This is a genomic window from Flavobacterium sp. BFFFF1, assembly GCF_002256285.1.
In the GTDB taxonomy this organism is placed as follows: Bacteria; Bacteroidota; Bacteroidia; order Flavobacteriales; family Flavobacteriaceae; genus Flavobacterium.
This window is the reverse complement of sequence record NZ_NKJE01000001.1, coordinates 123052-140886: the sequence shown is the minus strand read 5'-3', so window position 1 is coordinate 140886 and position 17835 is coordinate 123052. Positions and strand designations below refer to the sequence as shown.

15 protein-coding genes are annotated in these 17835 nt (G+C 43.3%); all 15 read left to right on the top strand.

Annotated elements, in window-relative coordinates:
* Positions 1–67 precede the first annotated feature (67 nt).
* The 15 genes from ruvA (at position 68) to CFE23_RS00470 (ending at position 17826) form a co-directional block, all read left to right on the top strand.
* Positions 68–649 (top strand): Holliday junction branch migration protein RuvA, encoded by a 582-nt coding sequence (ruvA, locus tag CFE23_RS00540; protein ID WP_291082433.1) that lies wholly within the window; start codon positions 68–70, stop codon positions 647–649.
* Positions 650–685: 36 nt separating this feature from the next.
* Positions 686–7984 carry a cell surface protein SprA gene (sprA, locus tag CFE23_RS00535; protein ID WP_291082772.1) on the top strand — a complete coding sequence of 2433 codons (7299 nt, stop codon included), beginning with the start codon at positions 686–688 and terminating at the stop codon, positions 7982–7984.
* Positions 7985–8065: 81 nt separating this feature from the next.
* Positions 8066–8446: a glycine cleavage system protein GcvH gene (gene gcvH, locus CFE23_RS00530; protein WP_291082430.1), complete on the top strand. Its 381-nt coding sequence runs from the start codon at positions 8066–8068 to the stop codon at positions 8444–8446.
* Positions 8436–8816 (top strand): VanZ family protein, encoded by a 381-nt coding sequence (locus tag CFE23_RS00525; protein WP_291082427.1) that lies wholly within the window; start codon positions 8436–8438, stop codon positions 8814–8816. Before gcvH ends, CFE23_RS00525 begins: the two co-directional genes overlap by 11 nt.
* 75 nt (positions 8817–8891) lie before the next feature.
* The gene (gene deoC, locus CFE23_RS00520; RefSeq protein ID WP_291082424.1) at positions 8892–9635 is read left to right on the top strand and encodes a deoxyribose-phosphate aldolase; all 744 of its coding nucleotides are present in this window, start codon (positions 8892–8894) and stop codon (positions 9633–9635) included.
* Between the two features lie 17 nt (positions 9636–9652).
* A complete protein-coding gene (locus CFE23_RS00515; RefSeq protein ID WP_291082421.1) occupies positions 9653–11746 on the top strand; it encodes an energy transducer TonB in 2094 nt (697 codons plus the stop codon).
* Between the two features lie 264 nt (positions 11747–12010).
* Positions 12011–12922: a heme o synthase gene (cyoE, locus tag CFE23_RS00510; RefSeq protein WP_291082769.1), complete on the top strand. Its 912-nt coding sequence runs from the start codon at positions 12011–12013 to the stop codon at positions 12920–12922.
* Positions 12923–12924: 2 nt separating this feature from the next.
* Positions 12925–13506 carry a cytochrome c oxidase subunit 3 gene (locus tag CFE23_RS00505; RefSeq protein WP_291082766.1) on the top strand — a complete coding sequence of 194 codons (582 nt, stop codon included), beginning with the start codon at positions 12925–12927 and terminating at the stop codon, positions 13504–13506.
* A 42-nt stretch (positions 13507–13548) separates the two neighbouring features.
* Positions 13549–14586 (top strand): cytochrome c oxidase subunit 3, encoded by a 1038-nt coding sequence (locus CFE23_RS00500; protein ID WP_291082418.1) that lies wholly within the window; start codon positions 13549–13551, stop codon positions 14584–14586.
* A gap of 20 nt (positions 14587–14606) precedes the next feature.
* Complete coding sequence (locus tag CFE23_RS00495; protein ID WP_291082415.1) at positions 14607–14960, top strand: cytochrome C oxidase subunit IV family protein; 354 nt, start codon at positions 14607–14609, stop codon at positions 14958–14960.
* A 78-nt stretch (positions 14961–15038) separates the two neighbouring features.
* Positions 15039–15701, top strand: coding sequence for a hypothetical protein (locus CFE23_RS00490; RefSeq protein ID WP_291082412.1), 663 nt, complete (start codon positions 15039–15041; stop codon positions 15699–15701).
* Entirely contained in the window at positions 15688–16380 is a 693-nt protein-coding gene (locus CFE23_RS00485) for an SCO family protein (protein ID WP_291082408.1), read from the top strand. Before CFE23_RS00490 ends, CFE23_RS00485 begins: the two co-directional genes overlap by 14 nt.
* Positions 16380–16964, top strand: a complete 585-nt coding sequence (locus CFE23_RS00480; RefSeq protein WP_291082763.1) for a DUF420 domain-containing protein — start codon at positions 16380–16382, stop codon at positions 16962–16964. The genes CFE23_RS00485 and CFE23_RS00480 overlap by 1 nt, the downstream gene beginning before the upstream one ends.
* On the top strand, positions 16954–17220 hold the full coding sequence (locus CFE23_RS00475; RefSeq protein WP_291082405.1) for a hypothetical protein: 267 nt from the start codon (positions 16954–16956) through the stop codon (positions 17218–17220). The genes CFE23_RS00480 and CFE23_RS00475 overlap by 11 nt, the downstream gene beginning before the upstream one ends.
* Before the next feature lie 114 nt (positions 17221–17334).
* Complete coding sequence (locus CFE23_RS00470; protein WP_291082402.1) at positions 17335–17826, top strand: hypothetical protein; 492 nt, start codon at positions 17335–17337, stop codon at positions 17824–17826.
* Positions 17827–17835: the final 9 nt, after the last annotated feature.

Genomic DNA, 17835 nt, shown 5'->3' with positions numbered 1-17835 from the left:
TGCGGTACAGCCGTTCACATTCCGCTTAATAAAAGATTTTTGTTACTTTTGGGCATTACTTATCCGGATGATTGCACATATACAAGGCAGATTGATAGAGAAAACACCCACCGATGTCATTATTGACTGCGGTGGCGTCGGCTATCACATCAACATTTCGCTTCACACGTATTCCCTGCTTCCCGATTCTGAGAACATTAAGCTTTACACCTATCTTCAAGTTAAGGAGGATGCACACACCTTATTTGGTTTTATGCAGAAATCGGAGCGCGAGATTTTCAAAATGCTGTTGTCGGTTTCCGGGATTGGCGCAGGCATTGCCAGGACGATGCTTTCGTCTTTAGAGCCTAAGCAGATTGTAAACGCAATTGGTTCTGGTGATGTGGGTACAATCCAATCGATCAAAGGCATTGGGACGAAAACTGCGCAACGTGCCATTCTAGACCTAAAAGACAAGGTGTTAAAGTTGTACGATTTGGACGAAGTTTCAATTTCACAAAGCAATACAAATAAAGAAGAGGCGTTATCAGCATTGGAAGTTTTAGGATTTAACAAAAAATTGGCTGAAAGGGCTGTCGATAAAATCGTGCGGGATCAACCCGATGCCACGGTGGAATCGATTATAAAACAAGCTTTAAAAAATTTATAATACTTGAAAACATTATACATAAAGGGTTCTGAAGCCATATTGAAAGTCAGTGTTTTTTTTCTGATTTTATTTGCAGCCCCAGGTCTTCAGGCGCAGGTTGACGAAGAAGATGAAGATCAGCCAAAAGATACGATAGGATACAACGCGGGCAGGCTCGAGTTGAATAATCCGCCTAGTATTGTTGCCTCTTACACTTACGATCCAGTTACTGACCGGTACATCTACACCAATAATGTTGGTAATTTCAATGTAACTTATCCAATTATCCTTACGCCAAAAGAGTATGAACAACTGGTTTTGAAGGAGTCAATGCATAAATATTTCAAGGAAAAAGCAGATGCCATCGATGGGAAAAAGCCGGGCAGCGAGGATGCGAAACGAGACCTGCTTCCGAAGTACTATGTAAACAACAGTTTTTTTGAGACCATTTTCGGTAGCAATACCATTGATGTTAAGCCAACCGGTTCCGTTGAAATGGACCTCGGGGTGCGTTATACAAAGCAGGATAACCCTGCCTTTTCGCCACGAAACCGTTCGGCGATTACATTTGATTTCCAACAGCGTATTAGTGTAGCGCTACAGGGAAAAGTAGGAACCAGGCTAAACGTGAATGCCAATTATGATACCCAGTCTACGTTTGCGTTTCAGAATCTTATTAAGTTAGAATATGCGCCGACGGAAGATGACATCCTGCAGAAAATTGAGGTAGGTAACGTCAGTATGCCGTTGAACAGCACGTTAATCAAGGGAGCGCAAAGCCTATTTGGGGTGAAAGCACAGTTCCAGTTTGGAAAAACTACGATTACCGGTGTTTATTCGGAACAGAAATCACAAACAAAAGCAGTTGTCGCGCAGGGCGGTGGAACCGTACAGGATTTTGACCTCTTCGCCTTGGATTACGATTCGGACCGGCACTTTTTCCTATCGCAATATTTCCGGAATCAGTACGACGCTGCGTTAAGAACCTATCCAAACATCGACAGCCGTGTGCAAATCACCAGGATTGAAGTTTGGGTCACCAACAAGCAAAATCGGGTTACCACACAGGACAACAACCTTCGAAACATCGTAGCACTTCAGGATTTGGGTGAATCCAGGGTTTCGAATAAGGAAGATGCCGAGATTGTCAACATCAGCAATCCAAGTGGGTTTTTCAATCCGGATCCCATCAATCCTTCCGGTCCGGCCATTGACCTTCCATCAGACAACCGGAACAACAAATATAATCCGGATGCCATCGGAACGCCAAATGGCTATTTGAAAGACGCTGTCAGGGAAGTGGCCACGACAAACAATGATGCGTTTTCGTTTCCGCCTGTGGCACCGCCAGTCCAAATTTCTGAAGGACAGGATTATGTGAAACTTGAGAATGCACGAAAATTAACGGCTACAGAATTTACGTATAATCCCCAATTGGGATACATCTCTTTGCAGCAACGCCTCGCCAATGATGAGGTTTTGGCTGTCGCATACGAGTATACGATTGGTGGCGAAGTGTATAAAGTAGGTGAATTCGGAAATGGTGGCGTGGAATCCACAGTTGTAAATGGAACAATCCCGCAGAACCAGACGATTGTGACACAAAGCCTTATCCTGAAATTACTGAAAAGTAATCTGACGAATGTTGAAAAGACAATCAATACGCCATCCGGGCCGGTTACCTATACGACGCCAATCTGGAATCTGATGATGAAGAATATTTATCAGGTTGCGCCAGGCGGACAATTGGAACAGGAGGATTTCAGGTTTAACATCCTGTATTCTGATCCCTCTCCGCTGAATTACATCACGCCCGTCGGTACTACAACATTACCTGCTGACGTAACCAATACACCTCTTTTGAAAGTGTTCCGCGTGGACCGCCTTAACGCGACAAACGACCCTCAGCTGAACAGCGATGGGACCTATGGTGACGGCTTTTTCGATTTTATTCCGAATGTCACAATTGACTCCCAAAACGGCAGGATTATGTTTACCACCGTTGAGCCATTTGGCGAGTACTTATTTAACAAATTGAGGACATCGCCAGCGGAGGATTATGATGGAGATTCCAATATCGACGATGATTACAACGCAAACCAACGAAAGTATGTGTTTCGTACAATGTATCGCAGTACGCAGGCAAAGGCGTTGCAGGAAAGCGAAAAAAATAAATTCGAGCTGCGCGGAAAATACAAATCCACTGCTGGCGACGGTATAGCCATTGGGGCTTACAACGTTCCAAGGGGATCTGTCGTCGTTACTGCAGGGGGGCGTGTGTTACAGGAAGGATTGGATTACTCTGTGAATTATCAGCTCGGGCGCGTCATAATACTGGATCCGGCATTAGCCACATCGAACGTGCCCATTAACATTTCCGTAGAAAATAATTCCGTTTTTGGACAGCAAACCAGAAGGTTTTTTGGCTTGAATGTCGAGCATAAATTTTCTGACAAATTTGTATTAGGGGCGACATTCCTGAAGATGTCTGAAAGACCGTTTACGCAAAAGTCAAACTACGGTCAGGAGTCCGTTAATAACACGATTTTTGGTTTCAATGGTAATTTTGCAACCGAAGTACCTTTCCTAACCAGGCTGGTAAACAAGTTGCCTAATCTCGATACCGATGTCCCTTCTAATTTCTCGTTTCGCGGCGAGGTGGCCTGGCTGAAACCGGGTACTCCAAAAGCCGATCGTTTTGAAGGCGAATCCACTATTTATGTTGATGATTTCGAGGGCTCTCAAACTACAATTGATATGAAATCACCTTTGGCGTGGAGCCTGTCCTCCGTTCCTGCCAAAAAGGATACTGCGACAAATCCTGATTTTGGAGAATCCCTTACCGGTTTGGATTATGGTTACAAGCGTGCAAAGTTGTCCTGGTACACGATTGATCCGGTATTTTATACTTCAGACAGGCCCGGAGAGCTGACGGACCAAGACCTTGCCTTTAATGCTACCAGAAGGGTGTATATCCAGGAACTTTTTAATCAGGATATTGCCGATGGGCAGCAAAATGTGCTGAACACACTGGATTTATCATATTACCCTGAAGAAAGAGGACCATACAATTTTAACCCTGCTGCAAACGGGACAAATACCTTGCCCAATCCACAGGATAATTTCGGTGGGATCATGCGGGCGATCAGTTCAACCAACTTTGAGCAGAGTAATGTAGAGTATATACAGTTTTGGATGATGGACCCTTATTACCCGCCTTCAGATCCAAATAGCGAGAACCCTGCAAATACCGGAGAAGTGTATTTCAACCTTGGGGAAATTTCCGAAGACGTGCTGAAGGATGGCAGGAAACAATATGAAAATGGACTCCCGGAGGCCAATTCACAACAAGCGACCACGCCTTCTGTATGGGGCCGCATCCCTGCGTCGCAATCATTGATTTATGCTTTTGATACCAGTGAGGCCAATCGTGCTGTGCAGGACGTTGGTTTTGACGGACTCACCGATATTGGCGAAATCGACCAGTTCCCGGCATTTGGGGCGTTAAAGGATCCCGCCGCCGACAACTATGAATTTTACCTGAGCGCAGACGGTGATGTGCTTCAGCGGTATAAGAATTATAATGGACTTGAAAAAAACTCACCCGTAAATGTTTCGGACAATAATAGAGGGAACTCGACTTTGCCGGACGCCGAAGACATCAATCGCGACAACACCATGGGCACCATAGACGCCTACTACCAATATAAAATCGATGTTAAGCCCAACATGCAGACCGGCGAAAACTATATTACCAATGCGTTTGAAACGAATAGCAGGGTACCGGGACCTGGGAATCAAACCATTCCTGTGCGTTGGATCCAGTTTAAGATTCCAATTGACCAGGGACGAACTACGCCGAAAGTAGGCTCGATTGAAGACTTTAGGTCTGTGCGATTCATGCGTATGTTTATGACCAAATTTACCCAGCCCATTACAGTGCGTTTTGGCACACTTGATCTGGTAAGGGGCGAGTGGAGAAGATACGCCAATTCACTTGAGGCAAATAACGACGATCCAGAGGATGACCCAACAAGTTTTGATGTGCTTGCAGTGAACGTTCAGGAAAATGGTGACAGGGAACCGATAAATTACGTAACGCCTCCAAATGTAGTAAGGGAGCAGCTATACAGTAATAATACTGTAATCAACCAGAATGAGCAATCACTTTCGCTGAGAGTCAATAATTTACTCGACGGTGATTCACGAGGCGTTTTCAAAAATATTGATGTCGACATGCGGCAATATAAAAGGTTGAAAATGTTCCTGCATGGTGAGTCTCAGCCAACGCCCCAAAGCCCGGTTTACGATAACCAACTCGCAGGATTTCTGCGTTTTGGAAACGACATTAAGGAAAACTATTACGAGATTGTCCTTCCGTTAAAAATAACGGTTCCGGGAGCAACATCGGTTACTGCAGATCAGATATGGCCTGAGGAGAATGAGCTCGACTTAAAGCTCGACCTTCTTACAAAGCTTAAGGTTTATGCCATGAGCCACCCAGAAGAGTTCGTCAATCAGGTTCTTACCAAATCCGAGGAGGAACTAGATCCTTCCGCGGCAGACAAGCCTAATAAACTCACTTTAAGTATCAAAGGGAATCCAAATTTTGGACAGGTTCGTACGGTAATGGTGGGGATAAAAAACAATACACTTACCGGGTTAAATACTGATGGAACGCCCCTCACGCCTACTCCTGTTACCGGTGAGGTATGGTTCAATGAACTCCGGCTTTCAGAAATGGACAACAAAGGCGGTATGGCCGCCGTGGCCAGTATGGACACCAATTTCGCTGATTTTATGACACTCTCGGCCACAGGTAAGATGAGTACGATCGGTTTTGGTGCATTGGAAGATGGCGCAAACGAAAGGAGCCGCGAAGATCAAAAGCAATACAGTATCGTTACCAATGTCAGCCTCGGGAAATTGCTCCCAAAGAAATGGGGAATTGTACTGCCTTTCAATTACGGTGTGGGCGAAGAAATTGTAAAACCGCAATATGACCCGTACAACCGCGATATTTTGCTCGATTTGTTGCTTAATGAAACACCTAGTGTGTCGCAGCGGAATAACATCGAAAACCGCGCTATCGAGTACACCAAGAACACCAGTATCAACTTTATCGGGGTTAAAAAAGAAAGAGGAGCAGACCAGAAACAGCACATTTATGATCCTGAAAACATTACCCTTTCGCACTCCTTTAACGAAACGCTGAAGCATGATTTTGAAATCGAGGAATATGTAGACCAACAGGTTCGAAGTACAGTAGATTACAGTTTTAATTTCCAGCCGAAAGCCGTCGAGCCTTTCAAGAAAACAAAATTCATGTCGAAGAGCAGCTATTGGAAACTATTAAGCGATTTTAACTTTAATTACCTGCCCTCAAGCCTCACTTTCAGTTCGTCGATCATTCGGCAATACAACCGCCAGCAATTCAGGCAGGTTGAAGGCATTGAAGGTATTGCGATTGATCCGCTGTATCGCAGAAATTTTATGTTCAATTACCAATACGGTTTCAATTATAATCTGACGAAAAATCTCAAAATCAATTACACAGGCGCCTCAAACAACATCGTTAAGAATTATTTTGATGCGTTGGGAAGGCCAATTGATGCCGTGACAATTTACGACGATTACTGGAACACCGGGCAGCCAAACCAGCATACACAGCAGCTCACATTGAATTATGAATTGCCACTGAATAAACTGCCATTCCTGAGTTTTATCAAATCGACTTACACATATACCGGTGATTACAGCTGGCAACGGGCATCTGAAGCCACTTCTAATTTTGAGGCAAGAGACGGGACATTCTATAATCTGGGGAATACCATCCAGAATAATGGCGCACATCGCTTAAATACCACCCTGAACTTTGAGCTTCTTTACAAATATTTAGGGTTGACAAAGTCAAAAACCCCAGCGAAAGGACCTGCAAAAAATGCCGCTCCGCCTAAACCGGGTCAGAAAGTTACTAATACCCAGCCAGTGGCTCAAAACGAACGAAACGTGATCGTGGATGGACTGATTGGCGTATTAACCAGCCTCAAGAATTTACAGGTGAATTACACCGAAACTTCCGGAACGGTGCTTCCGGGTTATTTGCCTGGGATTGGATTTTTCGGGACTTCAAAGCCGACACTGGGATTTGTTTTCGGAAGCCAGTCTGACGTGCGTTATGAAGCTGCGAAGCGTGGTTGGCTGACCGATTACCAGGAGTTTAACCAAAATTTTACTCAGGTGACTTCCAAGAATCTGGACATGACGGCTTCCATGGACCTATTTCCTGATTTTAAGATTGATCTGACCGGAAACCGTAGCTATGGCGATAATTTCTCAGAACAATTTGACGTTTCTGCTGATGGACGTTACAATTCAAGGTCACCGTATAACTTCGGAAACTTCTCGATTTCGACGGTTTTGATAAAAACAGCTTTTTCGGCCAGTGATGAAAATGGCTCGGCTATTTTTGATGAGTTTAGGGATAACAGGCTTGTCATTGCAAGGCGTGTGGCTGCGAGAAGAGGGTATGATCCATTTATCGTTGATGCGGATGGGTATCCGGTTGGATTCGGTAAAAACAGCCAGGAAGTTTTATTGCCGGCATTTCTGGCGGCCTATTCCGGGAACAAGCCTTCTTCGGTGGCACTTGGTGCATTCAGGGATGTGCCGATTCCGAACTGGAACATTAAATACAGCGGACTGATGCGTTATAAATTCTTCAAAGACAGGTTCAAGAGATTCTCTTTGCAGCACGGATATAAAGCGTCTTACACCGTCAACTCTTTCCGTTCCAATTTTGAATACGATAAAAATCCGAACGGCGTCGACGTATCCGGAAACGTAAACCCGAAGTTGCTTATTTCAAACGTTAACCTTGTTGAGCAGTTCAATCCACTGATTAAAGTCGACATGGAGATGAAGAACTCGATGAAAGTAACGGCAGAGGTTAAAAAGGACCGCGCGCTATCGATGAGCTTTGACAACAACCTGCTCACAGAAGTACAGGGAATGGATTATTCGATTGGACTTGGTTACAGGATTAAGGACGTCATATTCAACTCGGCACTGGCGGACAATCCTCAGGGAATTATCAAAAGTGATATCAATATCAAGGCCGACCTCTCGCTGAGGGACAGCAAAACGATTGTACGTTACCTGGATTATGATAACAACCAACTCGCGGGTGGCCAAAATTTATGGAACCTGAAACTGACTGCCGATTATTCCTTCAGCAAAAACCTGACTGCGATATTTTTCTACGACCACTCCTTTACTAAAGCAGTGATTTCAACAGCATTCCCGATTACAAACATCAGGGCTGGATTTACGTTGCGTTATAATTTCGGAAACTAAAATCAGTGAAAACATTTCGTGGTTTATCAGGAAACAATAAATTTGCATAAAACGCTTAATAAACAAACTAAAACATAAAAGATGAATATTCCGGCTAATTTAAAATACACTAAAGATCATGAATGGGCAAGTCTTGACGGCGGTATAGCTACCGTAGGCATCACAGATTTTGCGCAGAAAGAACTGGGCGATATCGTATACGTAGAAGTAGAAACGGTTGACCAATCCCTTGAAAAAGATGAGATTTTCGGAACGGTAGAGGCTGTCAAAACGGTTTCTGACCTGTTTTTGCCTTTGGCAGGAGAAATCATTGAGTTTAACGAATCGTTGGAGTCAGATCCTGAAAAAGTGAATAAAGATCCATACGGCGAGGGCTGGATGATTAAGATAAAAGTTGCTGATGTAGCCGATTTTGACGGATTATTGTCAGCAGACGACTATAAGGCACTCATTGGAGCGTAAGAGAAAATATCTTTGGCTCGCGTTAGGCTGGACTGCCGTAGTAACCTACTTCTGTCTGGTAAGTTTTAACGAGCTTCCAAAAATCGGCGAAAAAAATTTCGATAAATTCGGACACATTACCTTTCATTTTGGGCTGACTGCATTCTGGTTTTTGTATTTCAGGTTTCAGAGGCTGAACGACAACAAGAAAGCGCTCTTCAGGGCATTTTTATTCTCATTCGTTTATGGGGTCACTATTGAAATAATCCAGGAGACGCTAACCGATACAAGAAGCGGCGATGTGATGGACGTATTGGCCAATGTTATCGGCTCTATTTTGGCGGTTGTCACGTTTTCGACATTTGTAAAACCATTAAAAAAAACCGCCTAGAATAATATTTAAAAATAAGTCCCGCTTCGGCGGGATTTTTTTATTTTTATCCCATCAACTAAATAATCACTTCTATTGGACATTCGACAATATCTCGATTCAACTTACCTGAAGACCCCAGAGCAGGCAGGACTCTCTATTTCAGAAAACACTGAAGTCGTTAAGCAGTTTATCAGGGAGGCGATAACCGAACATTTCAAGTTAATCATGATCAGGCCGGATATGGTTTCTTTGGCCAAAGAAATGATCCTGGAAGCCGGATCAAAATTATTGATAGGCACAGTCATTGACTTTCCGTTAGGACAGTCGGCTTTGGAGGTTAAGCTTGCCGAGGCAGAAAAGGCGATCGCCCATGGCGCTGATGATCTGGATTTTGTATGCAATTACAAGGCTTTCAAAGACGGTCAAACGAATTTGGTAAAGGACGAAGTATTGCATGGTACCGCATTGGGACTCGCTGCAAACAAAACCGTAAAATGGATTATCGAAGTGGCTGCGTTGGACAATTATGAGATCGTAAGGCTTTCGGCGTTAATTAAGAACGTTATCGTAAAAAACTTCAAGGAAGATCAGTATGGGTCTGTTTTTGTAAAATCGTCCACGGGATTCTATAAAACGGAAAATAACCTGCCAAACGGCGCAACGATTCCGACGATCACCATGATGATCGAAAATGCTTCACCATTGCCTGTTAAAGCTGCAGGTGGTGTGCGTACCTTTGACGAAGCCGCTGCGATGATTCGCCTTGGCGTTAAACGGATCGGAACATCGTCGGCAAAAGCAATTTCCGAAGGAGGCGTTTCCGAAAGCGGCTATTAATTGTGAAACACATAGAAATGAAATACACTTTACTCTCTTTATTTTTTTTACTGAATATTGGAACCGCAGCCGCGCAGGTGACTGCCGAACAATTTCCGGTGTTTCCGAATTGTACCGATAAAAACCCATTAGAAACTGAGCGTTGTTTTTATACACAGCTGCAGGATCATGTTTTTAACAATTTTAAAATTCCAGATAATCTGAAGCAGAATGGCTATAAGGGAAATGTCAATGTGCTTTTTGAAGTCGATTCGACGGGCGCATTTAAAGTACAATATGTAGATGCTATTTATCCGGAATTGATAACCGAAGCCAAAAGGGTTTTTTCCTCACTACCTAAAATTAAGCCGGCCACGTATAATGGTAAACCAGTGTATGCAAAATATACCTATAAAATAAAAATCCCGCTTCAAAATGAAACCGATACACAGGCGGTCAAAAATGATGTGCAACAACGAATGGTGCTGAAAGACAAGGAACTTACGGAAATTGACAGCCTGCCCTACCACAAATTTGACAATCCGGTGATGAAAAGCCATTTGAATATTCCGTTTACGCATGTCGGTTATGCGCGTTTTGATGCGGCAGTAAACCAGGTTGGGAGCAATAACCATACCGGTTCAAAGCCCTTCACGTATGAAGAAGTTTCAAAATATTATGACCTTGCCGCTGAAAATAAGAAGTTGATTAAGAATAAAACAGGATGGTGGGGAAAGAAAATATTTGACGAGCATTTTGTGCAATTTCAGGGAGAGGATTATTGGGTTACCCTAAATCCGATCATCGATTTGAGGGTGGGTAAAAGCAAAGGGGAAACGTCAGTTTCCACTTTCCAGAATACGCGCGGGATACAGTTGCAGGCAGGTTTGGGAACGAATTTGGTGTTTACCTCGACGATTTATGAAAGCCAGGGTCGGTTTGCCGATTATTTTAACCAATATGCCGAATCGATAAAGCCGTCCGGAGGCGATCCTGCGATCATTCCAGGCGTTGGGATAGCAAAGCCTTTCAAAACTGACGCATACGATTTCCCATCGGCCGATGCTAATTTGACGTACACCCCTTCAAAATTTATTGACCTGCAATTGGGATATGGGCGAAACTTCATTGGGGATGGCTACCGTTCGCTGCTGTTGGGAGACGCCGCGAGTCCTTACCCTTACATCAAAGTCAACACCAAATTCTGGAAGATAAAGTACACCAATACTTACATGTGGCTCAAAGATGTGCGCCCGGAAGTCACCGAGGAACGCACTTATGCGACCAAATTTATGGCAAACCATTATCTGAGCTGGAACATCAACAAACGGATTAATATCGGATTTTTCGAGTCGGTGGTCTGGACCAACAGCAACGGCCGCGGTTTTGATATGAATTTCGTGAATCCCATTATTTTTTACAGGACGGTCGAGTTTACCTCGTCAGCGCGAAGCGGAAATGCCGTGCTGGGATTGACCGGGAAATACAAATGGAGCAACAGCATTAATTTGTACGGACAATTTATATTGGATGAATTCTCGCTGGGCGCGGTTAAAGAACAGAATAAAAGCTGGTTGAACAAATCCGGAATTCAGGTTGGGGCGAAATATTTCAACGCATTTGACATCGATAACTTATTGCTGCAATTTGAGTACAATGCCATTCGTCCATACGTATACTCACACAGTGATCCCATTACGAATTACGGACACAACAACCAAAGCATGGGGCATCCCTGGGGCGGAAACGCGCGCGAGCTGATTGCGATAGCGCGCTACCATAAGGACCGTTATTTTGCGGATGCCAAATTGACTTACGGTATTCGTGGTTTTGACTTCGATTCTGCGACCGACACGTTTAATTACGGTGGGAATATCTATAAAAATTACAATAATGACAGGCCATTCGATACCGGCGTTTCGATTGGGCAGGGAAATAGGACCAATATTTTTATTGCGGATTTTCAGGCAGGTTATCTGGTCAACCCGACTACGAACCTGAAGCTTTTTGCGAACCTGATTTACAGGAGTTTTGATCCGGAAACGGAAACGGCTGCAGTTTTTAAGGATAATACGACCTGGTTTTCGGTGGGGCTGCGTGCGGATTTGTTTAATTGGTATTTTGACTATTAGTAATTTCACTGTTTAGCGTTCGAAGTTGCGGTCAATGAACACCGAACTTCAACTTTTGGCGTCAGGCGCCTAGCCCTGATGGAAGCGGCATCCTTTTGCAGTATTTTCGGACTGCGGTTTCTTTTAAGAGATTCCATCCAAATGCTGGAAAAGATACAGCGGACAGCAGGATCATGCTCCTGAAAAAACACCTTCATTTTTATCGCTGTAATTTTGCGCATTCGCTTTCTATCAAGTACCTTTGCGGCACAAATGAAAACCGTTTTGAGCGCGACTTCAACGACAATTTCTGTCAAATCAATTTTTACCGATTTTAAAGAGATCACGAAGGCAGGTTTGGCTATCAGTGTGGTTTTTTCGTCCATTGCCGGATTTATACTCGGCGTGCCTAATTTTGCGGCCATTAACCTTACGACGTTGGTAATGCTTGCTGTTGGCGGCTATTGTATGGTTGGTGCGTCGAACGCCTACAACCAGATCATTGAAAAAGATCTTGATGCATTGATGGACAGGACAAAGAACCGTCCGATTCCTTCGGGGCGTATGAGCACAACACAGGCTTTTTTTGTTGCGAGCTTACTGACGGTTGCGGGATTGATCATACTGTATTGCATTAATCCGAAAACGGCCATGTTCGGTGCGGTTTCGATTTTTTTGTACACCAGTATTTATACGCCGCTGAAGACGGTTACGCCGCTTTCTGTGTTTGTGGGTGCTTTTCCCGGTGCGATTCCTTTTATGCTGGGTTGGGTTGCTGCGACGGGCGATTTCGGGATTGAAGCCGGAACCTTGTTCCTGATACAATTTTTCTGGCAGTTTCCCCACTTTTGGGCTATTGGCTGGTTTTTGTATGAGGATTATGAAAAGGCAGGATTTTTTATGCTGCCTTCGGGTAAAAAGGACACCACTACGGCATTGCAGGTAATCCTTTACACGGTTTGGCTTATCGCTGCTTCATTACTGCCATTTGTGCTGCCGTATTTTGTGTATACGAAGTTGTCACTTTCCATCGTTGGTGCTGCGTTGGTTTTTGTTTTAGGATTGTGGATGTTGTATCATGCCATCCGTCTTTACAAGATCCGTACTGCAAAAGCCGCTAAAACTTTAATGTTGGCGAGCGTCGCTTACATCACGCTTTTACAGATGATTTATATATTTGATAAATTTTTACGATAATGATCGAAATGACATTTTCAGAAGAGGAAAAACAGAAGAACATTCGTTCTAAAAAAATGCTGCTGTGGTTTGCTATTGTCAGCATGATTATGGTGTTTGCGGGCCTTACGAGTGGTTATATTGTAAGCAAGAAAAGGGAGGATTGGGTGCCGTTTGATTTGCCGACGGCGTTTTACATCAGTACGGTGATTATCCTGATCAGCAGCATCACTTTTCACCTTGCTAAAAAGGCCATTCAAAAAGACAATCGCAGCATGACAGGCTTGTTCCTTTTGATTACGTTAGTGCTGGGAAGCCTGTTTGTTTATTTCCAGTTTGACGGTTTTCATGAGCTGTATAAAAGGAATCTTTTTCCTTCTGGCAGCTCCAGTAAAATTACGGTATCGTTCCTGTACGTTTTTGTGATTGTGCATTTGGCGCATCTTGCAGGAGGATTGATTTCGCTTTTAGTCGTAATTTATAATCATTTTAAACAAAAATACAATTCAGGTCAAACCCTTGGATTAGAGCTAGGTGCGATGTTTTGGCACTTTCTCGATTTTCTGTGGTTATATCTGTTTTTATTTTTATATTTCTTTAAATAAGAAAAAAACGTAAATTTGGGGACTTTTTAACGGATAACTTTTATGGAAGCGACAGCTACTACTGCAAAAAACGAAGTGAAAACCTGGGGCGGCGGCAATGAGCCATTGGACGCCAGCTACGGTAAACTGATGATGTGGTTCTTCATCGTATCGGATGCTTTAACTTTCTCAGGATTCCTGGCGGCATATGGTTTTTCAAGGTTTAAATTTATTGAGACCTGGCCTAATGCTGATGAGGTGTTTACACACTTCCCTTTTATGCACGGTGTCCCTGCGCCCATGTACTATGTGGCGTTGATGACGTTTATCCTGATTTTTTCTTCTGTCACGATGGTGCTTGCCGTTGATGCAGGACATCATTTGAATAAAGCGAAAGTTACTTTTTATCTTTTCCTGACCATTATTGGAGGTTTAATATTCGTTGGTTCACAGGCCTGGGAGTGGAGTAACTTCATCAAAGGTGAGTATGGTGCCATTGAAACCAAAGGAGGAAGCCTGTTGCAAATTGTGGACGACCACGGAAACAGGGTGAAACTCGAGGATTTTGCGGTACAGTTGCCAGAAGCACGTGAGCAATTGACCCGTAGTAAAGGAAAATGGTTTATGGACGAACCTACACTGTCTACCTTTTCAGTTACTGAGGTTCAGGCGGCATTTGCTGCACATCCTGAATTAAGAGTGAGGACCGAAGTAAATTACAAAGAAGGAAGCAGCGCCAAAAACGATCCTACGGTAGACCATAAGTTGATGGAAACTGCAGAGCACAAGCACAAGGCAATCCTTACGCGTGAAGCGTCAGAAAAGATGATGGCCAATGCACACATGGTGGTAGAAGGCGCTAATCTTAAGAGAAACGAGTACGGCAACAGGCTGTTCGCAGATTTTTTCTTCTTTATTACTGGATTTCACGGTTTCCACGTATTTTCAGGTGTAATCATCAACATCATTATTTTCTTTAATGTTCTTCTAGGGACTTATGAGAAAAGAAGAAGTTATGAAATGATTGAAAAAGTGGGTCTTTACTGGCACTTTGTGGATTTGGTTTGGGTATTCGTTTTCACTGTTTTCTATCTCGTTTAAAATTTTAAAAGTTTATTATCATGGCGCATCACGAGCACGTTTCAAATATTAAAAGAATCTGGTTTGTTTTCGGATTGCTTTCACTGGTCACTATTGTTGAAGTAATTTTGGGTATATATAAGCCCGAAGTGCTTCACGGAAGGCATGTCCTGGGGATGAACCTGCTGAACTGGGTATTTTACATCCTGACCATTTTTAAAGCGTATTACATCGTTTGGGCTTTCATGCACATGGAAGGCGAGAAAAAGAGCCTCAGATGGGCTGTAGTATTGCCGGTTATTTTCCTCGTATTATACTTGTTGTTTATACTTTTGACTGAAGCCGATTATATATTTGAGGTGTTTAAGAATTCTACCATAAAATGGAATTTTTAACCACATATTAATTCAAAAAAAGAGGTACGCATTGCGTGCCTTTTTTTATTTTTGCAAGACATTTATCACATTTTCCAAATGAAGAAAAATCTGGTCCTTTTCGTACTTTTTGTACTCCCTATTGTTGCCTATCTTTTCTTCGCTTCAGGAATAAACAGTTTTTCAAAACTGCCTACGGTCACTGCTAAAGTCCCTGATTTTCCGGCTTCGTGGAAAGCCCTTGATGGAAAGCCCGTTTCGCTGGATAAAAAAATCACGGTGCTGGGTTTCGGGGGAAAGAAAGTCCTCGAAAACCGCGGTAATATTTTTAACCTGAACCAAAAGATTTACCAGCGCTATCATGAATTTAAGGATTTGCAGTTTGTGACCATCTGCCCAGAAGGCACGCAGCAGGACGTTCAAGCGATCGTTAAGGCGATTGGTGCGATTTCAGACACGCGGCACTGGAGTTTTGTTTTTGCAAAAGAGGATGAAATTAATGCCTATTTTCAAACACTTAAACTGAAGGGCAAATTAAATGATGATTTGGGCACAGACCACGTGTACATCATCGACAAAGAACGAAATCTCCGCGGTCGTAAAGACCCCAAAGAATATAAGGAAGGCTACAGCACGTTTCATCCGTCGGAGCTGAGTAATGAAATGCTCGACGATTTCAAGATCATTCTTTATGAATACAGGGCGGCACTAAAGAAAAACAATTCCTATCTAAGAAATCAAAAGAGAAATGTCGAAGAATAAATCATACATCGGGATCTCGTTCATTATCCTGGTATTCGGAATTCTGGTGGTCCCAAGAATTGTCGAGCGCATCAAAAACGACGACATTGTAAAGTCAGACCGCCTCAACATTGAATCCGGAAACGGAAGAAATAAAAATGCGTCATTGTATACGAAAGGCCCAGCACCCGACTTCAGCCTGACCGATCAAAATGGCAAAATCATCACCAAAGCAGATTATAAGGGGAAGGTATATGTGCTGGAATTCTTCTTTTCGACCTGCCCGACGATTTGCCCCAAGATGAATGCCAATATGCTGAAAATTCAGGATGCGTTTTTCGGCAACCGCAGTTTTGGAATTGCATCCATTACCATAAACCCTGAAAACGATACGCCTGATGTCTTAAAAAAGCATGCGGAAACCCTTGGGGTGAAGTCGGAGAACTGGCATTTCCTCACAGGAAAGCGGGACTATATTTTCGACCTGGCGAATAAAGGCTTTAACGTATACGCAGGCCAACTTCCAAATGGGAATAACGGTGGCTTCGAGCACTCCGGGCTTTTTGCATTGATTGATAAGGACGGAAACATCCGTTCCAGAAAAGACAAAGACGGAAATCCAATTATTTATTATGACGGTTTAAGCGATCAGGGCGTAGCCGATTTAGAACACGATATTAAAATTTTATTAGACGAATGATGGAAAATAACGCAATTGAGAAGAAATACAACAAATGGATTGTGCTGCTGTCCGTTGCCATACCGTTGGTGGTAGTGGTGCTTTTTAGTGTCAAATTGAAAGACATCGGGTTTGACGTGAAACCTTTAAGTTTCCTGCCGCCGATATATGCCGCGATAAATGCTATTACAGCAGTGTTACTCATTGCCGCTGTTCAGTCCATAAAAGCAGGTAAGCGGATCCAGCATGAAAGATTGATGAAAATCGCTATTGGCTGCTCGGTGGCGTTTTTGGCGATGTATGTTGCTTATCATATGACCTCCGGGGATACAAAATTTGGTGATACCAACCACAACGGTATTGTCGAAGAAGCTGAGAAAATCGCTGCAGGGCCAATTCGCTACTTGTACTATTTTATACTGCTGACGCATATATCGCTGTCAGTGGCCGTAATTCCGCTGGTACTGATCTCGTATGTCAGGGCGTTGGCAGAACGATTTGACAGGCACAAAAAGATCTCTAAAATTACGTATCCAATTTGGCTGTATGTTGCGGCGACCGGCCCGATCGTATATCTAATGATTTCGCCTTACTATGCATCTTAAAGTCGAAGGTCGAAAGTCGAAAGTAAAAGGCAACGCGTTGTTCTTTCTTCTCATTTCTTGTTTCTGGTCTATTTCCTCATCGGCCCAATGCGCGATGTGCCGTGCTGTACTTGAAACCGAAGACGGCGGAAATAAAGCAGAGGCGGTCAATGACGGAATTGTCTACCTGATGGTTTTTCCCTATTTGCTTGTGGGCCTATTGGCTTTTGTGATTTACAGGATGCGAACCAGAAAGCCGAAACAGGAAAATTCCTGAAATTTATTTAACATTTATTCCGAAAACTCATCAAAATTCTTTTTTAGATAAGAGATAGTTTTGCTTAATCAGGTAGATGCCTGAAGAAAAACGAATCAATTAAAAAATGAAAAGATGAGAAATTTCATAATGTTAGGGCTATCATGCTCTTTTTCTATCCTGATGCATCAAAGTACAGTGGCACAGGTAAATTCTGGAAAAGCGGTCGGGGAAAAAAGTCCATGCGCCGGGTCATCAGATATTTGTTACTTCGTTGAAGTTAGTGAGTTCAGGTTTAAACGCCCGAAGTATGACTGCGAAAGTGGCTTTTGGTTTTGTACCGGAAGCCGATGGATTTTGGTTTGTACTCCCGATGATTCCGAGCCATTGTCGCCGACTTTAACAGAGCGGGGTGTGAAGGTGATCGCCGTCCCAAAAAAAACAGATAAAGTGCTGACATTTTTGTTTCCTTATGCATTGGTGCGCCAACCCGGGAATAATATTGAAGATTTTAGGACCTTCAATGTAGACGAAGAAATAACAATTGGCGGGATGAAGTTGAAAAAAGGCGATTATCCAACGCGGTTCACTGATGCCGAAATCATCATTGATGTACCCTATTATTAAGCGAAAAGT